Annotated in this window: 6 protein-coding genes; 5 read left to right on the forward strand and 1 reads right to left on the reverse strand. The window is 56.3% G+C overall.

Annotated features, from left to right (window positions below; translation table 11 throughout):
* Positions 1–3: 3 nt before the first annotated feature.
* Together recB and recD are read left to right on the forward strand one after the other, a co-directional pair.
* Positions 4–3,657, forward strand: a complete 3,654-nt coding sequence (recB, locus tag ACY692_RS03195) for an exodeoxyribonuclease V subunit beta (protein ID WP_462323892.1) — start codon at positions 4–6, stop codon at positions 3,655–3,657.
* A 142-nt stretch (positions 3,658–3,799) separates the two neighbouring features.
* Entirely contained in the window at positions 3,800–5,674 is a 1,875-nt protein-coding gene (gene recD / locus ACY692_RS03200) for an exodeoxyribonuclease V subunit alpha (protein ID WP_462323893.1), read from the forward strand.
* Between the two features lie 87 nt (positions 5,675–5,761).
* Here the strand turns inward: recD and ACY692_RS03205 are convergent, their stop codons facing one another.
* Positions 5,762–7,480, reverse strand: coding sequence for a 30S ribosomal protein S1 (locus ACY692_RS03205; RefSeq protein ID WP_462323894.1), 1,719 nt, complete (start codon positions 7,478–7,480; stop codon positions 5,762–5,764).
* A gap of 373 nt (positions 7,481–7,853) precedes the next feature.
* Between ACY692_RS03205 and ACY692_RS03210 the strand changes: the two genes are divergently transcribed.
* From ACY692_RS03210 to ACY692_RS03220, 3 genes are all read left to right on the forward strand, one after another.
* Positions 7,854–9,659: a tetratricopeptide repeat protein gene (locus tag ACY692_RS03210; RefSeq protein WP_462323895.1), complete on the forward strand. Its 1,806-nt coding sequence runs from the start codon at positions 7,854–7,856 to the stop codon at positions 9,657–9,659.
* A gap of 81 nt (positions 9,660–9,740) precedes the next feature.
* Positions 9,741–10,886, forward strand: coding sequence for a hypothetical protein (locus ACY692_RS03215; RefSeq protein ID WP_462323896.1), 1,146 nt, complete (start codon positions 9,741–9,743; stop codon positions 10,884–10,886).
* A gap of 102 nt (positions 10,887–10,988) precedes the next feature.
* Positions 10,989–12,698 carry a uracil-xanthine permease family protein gene (locus tag ACY692_RS03220; RefSeq protein WP_462323897.1) on the forward strand — a complete coding sequence of 570 codons (1,710 nt, stop codon included), beginning with the start codon at positions 10,989–10,991 and terminating at the stop codon, positions 12,696–12,698.
* Positions 12,699–12,829 lie beyond the last annotated feature (131 nt).

Here is a 12,829-nt window from a genome sequence, read left to right on the forward strand (position 1 = left end):
GGAATGAACGTCGAAAGACTCGACCTATCCACCGTCCCCCTGGAAGGGGCCAATCTCATCGAGGCCAGCGCCGGGACCGGAAAAACCTATGCCATTGCAGCCCTGTACCTGCGGTTGATCCTGGAACAGGGGCTGACCGTGCAACAGATCCTGGTGGTCACGTATACCAAGGCGGCCACGGCTGAACTCAGGGACCGGATTCGGGGACGCATACGGGATGCTCTCTTATTGCTACAGACAGACGAAGAGAGTGATGAACCGTTTTTGCGTGGCCTCCTCACCTCAATCCGTGCTGGAGGAGGAACAGGGGGCGCTGTGAATCGGCTGACCCTGGCCCTGCAGGGATTTGACGAGGCCGCGGTCTTCACCATCCACGGGTTCTGCCAGCGGGTGCTCACGGAAAACGCCTTTGAGAGCCGGGAGACCTTTGATGCCGAGCTCATCACCGACCAGAACGGTTTGGTCAACACCATTGCCGAGGATTACTGGCGTGTGCATTGTTCCGGTGTTTCCTCCCTGTTTGCGGAATATCTTCTGGACAACTCCAAAAAAATCTCACTGAGGGTGCTTTGTTCTTTGGCCAAGACACTCATGAACCACCAGGAGACCATAATCGAGCCGCAGGGGGATGCGCCCGATACGCAGGGACTGGAGCGTGAATATGTCCGCACCTTCCGGCAGGCGCGTTCCGAATGGTATCGGGGAAGGGAAGAGGTCCGGAAGATCCTGTTTGAACATCCTGCGTTGAAAAAAACAGCATACAATAAAAAGACTCTTTCCAACCTTATTGACGGGATCGATACGATGTTTGCCGGCGAGCCCGTGGTGAACGTGCCCCAAAAAATCGAACTCGTAACGCAGTCATTTATATGCTCCACCAGGGGGTGCAAAAAAAAATTCGAGCCACCGGAACATCCTTTTTTCAAAGCCTGTGAGCTTCTGGAAGCGACCTGGAAGGAGCTTGTCGAAGGGTTCCGGACCCGGATCGTCTTTCTCAAGACCGGGTTTGCCGAATATCTGCCCCGTGAGCTGGCCGAACGCAAGCAGGCAACCAATGTCTACGGGTACGACGACATGCTTTTGCGGGTCAGAGCCGTGCTCAAGGACGGGAGCAATGTGCTCCAGGATGCCGTCAGGTCCACCTATGCGGCCGCGCTCATCGACGAATTCCAGGATACCGACCCGGTCCAGTACGACATCTTTTCGACCCTGTTCAAGACGGGCACCCACACCCTCTTTCTTATCGGCGATCCCAAGCAGGCCATCTATGGGTTCCGCGGGGCCGACATCTTCACCTACATGCAGGCCAAAAAGGGGGTGGACCGGTCCTACACCATGGACACCAACTGGCGTTCGGAACCCGGCCTTCTGGAGGCGGTGAACCGGATGTTCGACCGGATGTCCAATCCCTTTGTCTTCCGTGAAATCGGGTTCGAGCCGGTCTGCCCCGCCCCTGGTCCCCGTAGTAGTCTGGACATACGTGGCCGGGTCGAGCCCTTCTTCCATGGAGAGTTTCCTGACCGGCAGGACCTGGCAGAGGCCTGCATCCAGGCCGTGGACAGTCCCCTGCATCTCTGGTTTTTGGACAAGGATATATGGGCCCCGAACAGCAAAACGGATATCCCCAAGGAGGCCACCGCCAAAAGTCTGGCCCGGGGTGTTGCGGCCGAGGCCTCGCGGCTGGTCCGCATGGGGCGGCAGGGACTGGTCACCGTGGGCAAGGATCCCGAACCGGTGGAACCCCGTCACCTGGCCGTGTTGGTGCGTACAAACAGGCAGGCGGTCATGGTCCAGAAGGCCCTGCACGGGTGCCGGCTCCCCAGCGTCATTGCGGGCAGCGGCAATGTCTTTCACACGGATGAAGCCGGTGAACTTTTTCGGGTCATGGAGGGGGTTGCCGAGTGCGGCACGCCTTCCCGGATAACCTCGGTCCTGGCCACCCGGATGTTTGGATTCGATGCGTCCATGATCAACCAATTGGAAAGCGATGAAGAAGAGTGGGACCGGATCCTCACGGATTTCGTGTCCATGCGTGATGAATGGACACAACGGGGATTCATGGGTTTTTTCCCGGCCATGATGAGCCGCTGGTCCGTGCACCCCCGGCTCCTGGGCATGGAGGGGGGAGAGCGTATGCTGACCAATGTTCTCCATCTTATGGAGATCCTGCACGCGGCCGAACAGGAAAACGAGCTGAACATGTCCGGCCTGTTGGCCTGGTTTGCCGAAGAATGCAGCCGGGAAGACGTGGAGAGTGAAGAGCATCAGCTCCGTCTGGAGAGCGATGAAAAGGCCGTGCAGATCGTGACCATCCACAAGAGCAAGGGACTGCAGTACCCGGTTGTTTTCTGTCCCTTTTTCTTTGACGGGGTCCGCAAAGATCCCGAAATTTTGATCCATGAGCCGGACACGGAGACCAGCCTGCTGGATATGAGTGATCCGGCCCCGAATGCACGTAAGGAGCTCGCGTCGAGAGAGGTGCTGGCCGAAAACATGCGCCTTGCCTATGTGGGGATGACCCGGGCGGAGTCGCGCTGTTATCTGGCCTGCGGCAGGATCGGCTCGGCAGAGTCCTCCGCCATGGCCTGTCTTTTCTCCGGATACCGGCCGGGGAATGATTTTGTTCTTCAGGAGCTTGTGGATACGTGGGGGGGCATCGACAACGCGGCAATGATGCAACAGCTCGGAAACCTGGAGCTGGAGATCCCCGGGTGCGCCGTCTACCCCATGCCCGAAGAGCCCGGAAAATCCGCAGCCTCCACGGAGGGTGGAATGAGCGAACGGCTCGAACTCCCGCAGTTCACCAGGGTCATCGGACACCATTTTGGCATATCCAGCTTTTCCTCGCTTGTGCGCGGCAGGGAGCACACGGCCCGATCCGGTTTTGACGAACCCCTGGATGCGGCAGGAGCAACCGAAGACCTGTCCGGGGACACCTTCTTCGATTTTCCCCGGGGCGCGGGGCCTGGAACAATGCTCCATGATGTCCTGGAACATCTCGATTTTGCATCGGCGGATTCCGAGGAGGCCAGAGACTTGGTCCGTGAAAAACTCCGGCGCTACGGCATGGAGGAGAAATGGACCCCTGTCGTTGCCGCGGCCATGCAGGAGGTGACCAGCGCGGATCTCGGCCACGGATTCCCCCTGAGCCGGGTCGGCGAAATCCTTCCCGAATTGGAGTTCCACTACCCCCTGCATGGGGTGACGCCCAGGGGGCTGAGCGGTCTGTACGGAAAATGGGGCCGCTCCCTGCCCGCATCCTTCCCCGCCCGCATGGAGGGATTGCGTTTCGCCCCCAGGCAGGGGTTCATGCTCGGATTTATCGACCTGGTCTTCCGGCACCAGGGCAAATGGTATCTCGTTGACTGGAAGTCCAACCATCTGGGCAAGGATCCGGAAAACTACCGTCAAGAACACCTGACAAAGGCCATGGCCGAACATATGTATTTCTTCCAGTCCCATATCTACACCGTGGCCCTGGACGGGTATCTGCAGATGCGTCTTCCGGGCAGCTATGAGTACGAGCGCGATTTCGGGGGTATCCTGTATATCTTCCTGCGCGGAGTGAACGCGGAACTGGGACCGGAATACGGCATCTACCGCGAAATGCCCGAACCCGGTTTCGTGAGGGAGCTGTCGGATTATCTGATCGGGTGACAAACCAAAGATGCTTGTGGCCGTAAGCCGTCCTTTTCCCGGAAGGGCCGGCGTCCCGCCCGCTTTTTTATTCCCGAGTATTGGGGCGGAATCCGACGCATACATCGGGCCGGCAAGAATACCATGGAGACATCAAAAAGCTATGAGGAAACCATCCATCCCCTTTTCATTACCCGATTCGGTACTCCGTTTGGAGGAAACCGGTCTGTTTGCCCCCATTGATCTCCATCTGGCATCTTTTATCTGCCGGTTGGAGGCCGGAGATGATCCCGTGCTTTCTCTGGCCACAGCCATGCTCAGCCGTCATACCGGACAGGGGAATATCTGTCTGGATCTGGGCAGCATCGACAGGTCTCTTGTCAACATACTGGCCGAGCAGGGGATCACCGTGCCCGGTCTTGCCACCTGGTTGGAAGTCCTTGCCACCTCTTCTGTGGTGGGGGGCCCGGGCGAGGACCGGCCGCTCATTCTCGACGCATCCCGTTTGTACATGAAACGGTATTTTGATTATGAAAACGACCTTGCCGCCGATCTTGGGCGCTTGGCCGTGGAGCGTGTTCCAGGGATAAAAGCCGATCTTCTGGGGCAGGGGTTGAACCGGTATTTTCCGGACACGCAAGACGGCGGCTTCTGGCAGAAGGTTGCTGGGTACGCTGCCGTGACCGGAAGACTGTGCGTCATTTCCGGCGGTCCAGGAACCGGCAAGACGACCACCGTGGCCAAGATTCTCGCCCTGATTCTGGAGCAGAGCAAGGAGCCCCTTCGCATCGCCCTGGCCGCACCAACCGGGAAGGCGGCGGCCCGTCTGGGTGAATCCCTGCAGGGGATAGGGCAGCGTCTTGATCTGCCCGAGAATGTGGCGGAGCGCATGCCGACTTCGGCCGTAACCCTGCATCGTCTGCTGGGGAGGATTTCTGGAAGCCCGCAGTTCCGGCATGACCGGAACACCCCCCTGGATCTCGACCTGCTCGTTCTGGACGAGGTCTCCATGGTTGACCTGCCCCTCATGGCCAAGACCGTTCAGGCGCTCCCGGAACATGCCCGACTCATCCTTCTGGGTGACAGGGACCAACTGGCGTCTGTGGAGGCAGGGGCCGTACTGGGGGATATCTGCGGACGGGATCGGTTGGGGGTGTTTTCTGCTGCTTTTGTCCGGGAGTATGCCCAAACCGTGGGGGCCGCAGACAATCCCCAAGAACCGCTACCCGAGCAGGGGGATGGCGGGGAGAGTGGGGACGCGGTCGTGCCCCTGGTAAAGAGCTACCGGTTCGGGGAAGACAGCGGAATCAAGAAGCTGAGCCTTGCCGTGCGTGATGGCGACGGATCAAGATCCTTGACCGTGCTCGAGTCCAACCTCCCGGACATCTCCTGGATAGATACCCGAACAACAGGAGATCCCGCATCGGTGGTCGGATCGGTCATCGAGAACGGATACCTGCCCGCTTTTGCAACCCGTGATGTGGATGCACGGTATGAGCGGCTGCAATCATTCAGGATCCTTTCCCCGGTCCGCGATGGCGCACGGGGAACCGTCCAGCTGAACGCCATGGTCAGGGAAATCCTCGGAGCGAATACGGCCATGGAACGCCACATAGCCTGGCCCGAAGGCATGATGGTCATGGTCTCGGCCAATGACTACGGGGTCCGCCTGTACAACGGCGATATCGGCCTTGTCTCCCCGGACGGGGAAGGACGCCCGCGTATCCATTTCCCCGACCCTGACAAGGGAGGCATGCGCTCCATCGCCCCGGTCCGTCTCCCTTCCCACGAACCCGCTTTTGCCATGACCGTGCACAAGAGCCAGGGCTCCGAGTTCGACCACGTTTTGTTTGTGCTCCCCGAGGCCGACAGCCCCGTGCTGACCAGGGAACTGCTCTATACGGCCATCACCCGGGCCCGGAAAAAGGTTACCATTGTGGGTAATCCTACAATCTTGGTCCGGGCCGTGGGACGCAGGATAGAACGGGGATCGGGACTTGGGGCTAGATTGCACGGTGGGGCGCATCATGGCCCTTAGAACGCATTGTGCCGGGATAACGACAAAGGCCGCATCCTGTTTTTCAAGGATGCGGCCTTTATTACGCTTGAAGGATACCAGGGGAAATTAGATCCCCTCTTCTTCCATTTTCTGCTTGATCAGATCACCGAGATTGCTGCCACCTGCGGCCGCGGACTGCTTCTTGGCGACTTCCTTCTGCTGCTGTTTGATGGACAGACCGAGCTTGTGGTCATCGGAGCTGACGTGGATGACCTGGGCTTCAATGGTCTCCCCTTCCTTGAAGGCTTCCTTGGGGTCCTTGATCTTTTTGCCCATCTCCGAGATGTGCACCAAACCTTCGATGCCTTCCTCGACCTCGACGAACAGACCGAAATCCGTGATGTTCGTGATCACGCCATTGACATTACTGCCTACGGGGTAGCGGTTGGGGACGTCCAGCCAGGGGTCATCAGAAAGTTGCTTGATGCCCAGGGTGAACTTTTCGTTCTCCTTGTCCACCAAAAGAACCTTGGCCTGTACGACATCGCCGACCTTGTAGATCTCGTTGGGGTGATGGATTTTTTTGGTCCAGGAAAGATCGGAGACATGGATGAGCCCGTCGATACCTTCCTCGATACCGATGAACAGACCAAAATCCGTGATGCTCTTGATCGGGGCCTCAATGATTGTTCCGGACGGATATTTTTCAGCGACCAGATCCCAGGGATTGGGATTGACCTGCTTCATGCCCAGAGAGATCCGCTTCTTCTCGGGTTCCACGCCCAGGATGACCACCTCGACTTCATCAGCGAGGTTGACCATCTGAGAGGGATGCCTGAGCTTGCGTGTCCAGGACATTTCAGAGATATGGACCAGCCCTTCGACACCGGGTTCGAGTTCCACGAACGCACCGTAGTCGACGAGGTTGGTGACCTTGCCGGTGCACTTGATTCCGGCAGGATATTTTTCGGAGATGTTCTCCCATGGATCGGGAATGAGCTGCTTGAGACCCAGGGATACTTTTTGTTTTTCTTTATCGAACTTGAGAACCTTGAGTTCGAGTTCGTCACCGAGCTGGACAAGCTCCTTGGGATGCTTGATCCGTTTCCAGGACATGTCGGTGATATGCAGCAACCCATCAAGGCCGCCAAGGTCGATGAACGCACCGTAGTCGGTGATGTTTTTGACCACACCCTTGATGAGCTGCCCTTCTTCCAGGACACTCAGCAAAGCAGTGCGTTTTTGTTCCCTGGCTTCTTCGAGAAGGACTCTGCGGGAAACGATGATGTTGCTGCGCTGGCGGTTGATTTTGAGAACCCGGAATTCGAAATTCTGATCAACCAAGGCGTCCATATCTGGGACGGGCCGCAGATCGACATGCGATCCGGGCAAAAATGCCTCCATACCGTTGATATCAACGATATACCCACCCTTGATACGCCGAACGATCCGACCGGTGATGGTCTTCTTGTTCTCCAGGATGTCCTCGAGTTCATTGAGGAACTGCATCCTTTTGGCTTTCTGGTGGGAAAGAATGATCGTACCGGTAGAGTCTCTTTTGGAGACGACGAACACATCGACCTTGTCGCCGACGTCCACGTTGTAATTGCCGTCGCTGTCTTTGAATTCAGAGACAGGCAGCTGGCCTTCGGATTTGAAATTGACGTCGACCAGGACGTAATTGTCGTCGACCTTGACGACTTCGCCGGATACGATGTTGCCGACCTGAACATTGCCAAAATCGGAATCAAGATAATCATCCAGGACCGCCCCGAAATCCATCTCCATTTCGTTGTCAATGTCAGTGTCTGTGTTGGAATTTGGTTGCGTTGCAAGGTTTTCCATTTTAGATACTTACCCCCTAAACAGTGTAATTTTGCGCTCTCTATCAGAATGTTTATTCATTGACAATAGAAAAAAATGCTCGAAAAAAATATTTTCCTACAGAAGTCCCTGGAACGTAGATTTTTTATAATTTACTAAAAAATAGAGGAAAAAATGATTTTTTGATACCGGTGGGATATAAAGATTGTCCCAAGGTGGTGGGTGCCACGGATTTGACATCTCTATTTAGCCCGTAGCATGATAAAAAATTGGTAAGTATTCAGGTCAAAATTTTACTAGCACAACATGGTAAAATTTATCGTCAAATCTGGGTGCCGATCAGCAGGTTTGGGAAATTGTTCCGCTGTGGCATGGAGAATATTACGGGGTTCAAATGCATCGTAACAATCAGGTCTGTCTCGTGTGTTTGTTGGGCATCATCCTTTTCGTCAGCGCGTGTGGCCCGGACGAGCAAAAACAAACCGTCTATATGGAGAAGGGTGATGATTTGATGCTCAAGGGGGAATTCGCTGAAGCCGAACAGGCGTTCCAGCGTGCCATTGCCCTTGATAGTGGATATGGTCAGGCCTACGTCAAATTGGGGATAGCCCGGATGCGCCAGGGGCATCTCAAGTCGGCCTTTGCCAGTTTTTCCAGGGCGGCTGAAATCGATCCCGGTAATGTGGATATCCAGCTTCGACTGGCCACGTTCCATATGCTGGCCAGGCATTTTCCCGAAGCGCTGTCTATCTTGGACAATGTACTCCTGCGTGAGCCTAGAAACATCGAGGCCCTTTTTCTGAAGGGGTCGCTCATGGCCCAAAAAAAAGATCTCCAGCACGCAAAAAGGCTTTTTTCCAAAATTATCGAGATCGACCCTGCACAGGTCCGGGCCTACCTTGCCTTGATCAAGACCAGGCTGATACTGGGCGAAGGCAACGGGGTCATCGAGCTGCTCCATGGTGCGATCAAAAGGAATCCCCATGCCCTGGATCTGAAACTCGCTTTGGTCGATCAGTATCTGGACCAAGGCGAGATCGCGGACGCAAAGGGAATTCTTCTGGATGCGTTGCAGCACGATCCCAGCAACCCCCGTTTGCAAGGAATCCTGGGAACATTTTATTTCCGTATCGGGCAAATGGGTATGGCGGAATCCTCGTATAGGGAGGCCGTCAAGCTGGCCCCTCTGCAACTCCGTCCGTTGATGAATCTGGCCCGTTTCTATGCCCTGACCGGTGACGAGAACAAGGCGGCGAAAACGTACACGCGTGCCCTGGAGATAGCCCCAAGCAATGTCCAGGTTCTGGACACAATAGCCCGCTTTTTTGTCCACAGCGGAAAACCCGTACTGGCCCGGAAATATGTACGCATGGCCCTCAAGGCCAATCCCGCATTTTTGCCCTCTAGAATCTTGGATATGGAATTGGCTCTTGAGCAGGGGGATTTTAATGGAACCCTGCAGATTTCTCGTGCCCTCTTGGAAGAAGGCAAGACCCTGCCCAAGATCCACTATCTCGAGGGGATGGCCCTGCTCGCTACCGGGGAGACGACCAAGGCCCGCGAGGCCTTGGGTAGGGCTGTCAATACGTGGCCGGGGTTTACCGCGGCCAGATTGGGATTGGCCAAGGTGCTGTTCGAGTTGAAAGAGTATAGGCACGCTCGGGAACAGGCAGAGAAGGTTCTCGAACAATCCCCGGACAGTCTGGACGCACGTATGCTTCTGGGGAATATTGCCGATGCCCGGCAGCGTTTCAACGAGGCCAAAAAACACTATCGACAGATTTTGGCCATCGATCCCGGTTACGCACCTGCGGCCAACAACCTGGCCTATATCATTGTTCGGGAAAACGGATCGCTGGACAAGGCCCTTGAATTGGCGACCCTGGCTTCAGAGGAGATGCCCGACGACCCCCTGGTTCTGGACACGCTTGGCTGGATCCACCTGCTCAGGGGGGATCCGGATATCGCGCTGCCTATCCTGCAACAAAGTGTGGTCAACGATCCGACCAACCCTATTGGGTGGTACCATCTTGGTCTGGCCCACTCCAGACTCGGCGATCGTTTAACGGCACGCGAATCGTTGTTGCGTGCCCTGGACATGGGTGAGCCTTTCCAGGGAGATGACAGGGCCCGGGAACTCCTGGATTCCCTTGGCGAACAAAAACAGGGACAGGGGGCGGAGGATGCCCATGTCCGCTAAACAGCCCCGGATACTCTGTAGCGGTTTCGCTCGGTCGTCGTGCGGTTGGAGGGGGTCGGCCATACACGGAAGGGGGGGGGTATGAAATTTTTTCCCTTTAGGCTGTTGATCGTCTGCATCCTTCTCCCCCCCGTTCTCTATATAGCCTCCCTGCAGGGGGTGGCTACGGGGCTGGAAACAAAATTTTCCAATGACCTGGAGAGCATATACCTGGGGGACACTACTGCATTGCTCCAGGGAAAAGTTGGTTTGCGGGATATGGTGACCCGGAACATCAATGGATATTTTTCCGGGAGCAACGCCCGTTATTGGGGGGTTAAACCCAATGTGATGGTTACGACCAAGGACAACGAGATCATCTATCCTTCGTCCTTTGAGAACGGAGCCACGATCGGCCCTGCGGACACCCTCGATACTGCCCAGAAAAATTATGACCTGTTGAATCAGGGCTTGGAACTGACCGTCAATCTTTCCGTTTCGCCCGGATCGCCGGCAGGTCTGGCTCTTTTGGCTTTCTATATCGTTGTCGATATCGTCCTGCTCTTTGGTGGATACCGGCGGGGGCTCAAAAAGGCATTGAGCGAAGAGGCCAGGAAGGATGCACGTATCAGGGAATTGCGGGACAAAGAGCGACAATTTGCCGAGCGGATCGAAGAGCTTGATGCCTTGCGGGATAATCTCGAGGCCAAGGTGACGGTCGTCCGCAAGGAACTCGTGCAGGAGCGTAGGCAGGCCTCTGCCAACGAGGACGGGATGCTTGAGGAAATCGTGACCCTGGAAGAGCAACTCGAAAAGACCCGTCTGAGTCAGGAAAGCCAGTGCGCCGAAATAGAGGAACTCAGGGAGCAGATCGATGGGCTGAATAATAAACCGGCCCGCAAGCAGACCAGAAAGGCCAAAGGGAATGACAGTCTGGAAAAACGGATGCACGCCCTGTATAAAAATCTGGATATCCACGATAGAACCATCCAGGGCATTGAAGATCTGGCTGAAGACATGCGTATCAAGGCCGAGGAAGTCATTCTCCAGTTGAACACCGATCCGGCCCTGGTGACCGTCAAGAGGAAGGTCTTTGGCAGGGGACGTAAGACCAAGGTGTTGGAGGTAGCCTTCGGGTATAACGGCCGGCTCTATTTTCGCCACAAATCCGCCGGAGGGATCGAGGTGCTCTGCGTGGGGACCAAGAATTCCCAGAACAGGGATCTGGAGTTCCTGGATCGGGTATGAGGGGGCACTGCCCAGGGGTGATGGATACAAGGGGCGGACCAACGTGGCATGGTCGTCACATGGGGGAATGAACAATGGGAGATTCGAGAGGATGCAATTGTAATGACTGAAGACCGCCTGCGGTACGACGTGGAGGAGGAACCACCGTTCCATTTGGCCTTTGTCCTGGCGTGCACCCATGTTCTGCTTATTTTCGACGCCATCATTTTTGTGCCCAATATTCTCGGCAAGGTCACGGATGTGCCCCCCGCAACCCTTCGGTTCGCGGCCTTCGGGATTATTCTCATCGCAGCCCTATTCACCTTTTTTCAGTCATGGCACAAGCGGGGATTCGGGGCGGGGGCCATTCTTTTTACGGGATCGTACAGCGCGTTTCTGGCCTGTTCCATCGATGCCGTGAATATGGGGGGGATGGAGCTTTTGGCCTGGATGTCTCTTTTGAGCGTTCCGGTCGTCTTCCTGTACACCTATTTCATCCGGTTTTTTCGTCATATCATCACCCCGGCCGTGGGCGGGGTGGTTATTCTGCTCGTGGCCGTCTCCCTCATTCCTCTGGCCCTGGACCTGTGGACGGGCGAGGCATCCCTTGCCCGATCGGTGGCGTCCTCCCGGTTCATGGTGGGCGGGCTGACCGTGACCGTGCTTGTGGGGCTCATGCTGTTTGGCAAGGGCACCATCCGCATGTGGAGTCCCCTCATCGGTCTGGGAAGCGGCTATGCGGCAGCGGCCGGTGTCGGCCTTCTGGAACTCGAACACTCCGCGCACGCGCCCTGGATCGGTCTGCCGGAATTTGCCTGGTCCGGGATGGACATGGGGTTTTCCGGCTACCACCTGCCGTTGTTTCTGGCGTTTTGCATGGCTATGCTCGCCAGTGTCATCGAAAACACCGGCAATCTGATGCTCGTCCAGCAGGTTTCCACAAGGGATTTCAGGCGGGTTGCCTACGACCGGATCCAGGGCGGATTATATTGCGATGGACTGAGCAAGATCGCGGCCGCCCTGTTCGGTACGGCCGTTCCCTCCATCTACTGCGACAACATTCCGCTCATCGAAATGACCGGGGTTTCGTCGGCCCGGGTCGGCAGGTTCGGTGCAATGATCCTGCTGTGCCTTGCCTTCATGCCCAAGGTGAGCGGGTTTGTGCTGGACATGCCCGCCCCGGTCATCGGCGGGTTTCTTCTGGTCATTGCCGCCCTGCTCTTCCAGGCCGGTCTGGGACTTGTGACCATGAACTCTTTTGGTGCCCAGAACGGCCTCATCCTCGGGATCTCGCTCACCGTGGGCCTTGTTGCCGAAAGCGGCACCATGTTCCCGGAACTCGTTCCGCCAGGCCTTGCCCCCATGCTCCAGAACAGCGTGGCCATCGGCGGATTCACCGCGTTCATCCTGAGTACCCTGGCCTATATCGCCCCTAAAAAGCGTCTTCAGGGGGTCTTTGCCGCCCATGCCGACAGCTTTCAGGCTCTACGGGATCTGATCGACAGCGGGCAGGCCAAGCTCGGGATAAAGGAAGAGAAAAAGTTCCGTCTCATGCTCTGTTGCGAGGAGATGTTTTTCTACATGGTCGGCAAGGGAGAGAACCGTGACCGGCTGCTCAATATCCGGATCACCAGGATGGAGGAAGGGATTTTTACCGAGGCCATCTGTGGTCACCAGATGGATGACATCAACAATTTTGTCATGCCCGATAGTCTGTTCAGGGCCGGTCCCGAAGAGCTGGATACCCTGGGGTTGATCCTATTTTCCAAATACGCCCGTGATGTGAAGCATATGGAGATCTCCGGGTATTCGTATATTTCCTTTTATGTCTGATCCCCTTTGACCGTTGCCGGTCCTCGAGAAACACGGTCCGCATTGACACCCCGAGCGCTTGGCAATATCGTACCGCGCATTGCAAACGGTTTGTCCTCGGCATGTCGGAAGTCTCCAACATGCCCTTTTTT

This window comes from Desulfoplanes sp., from assembly GCF_054921335.1.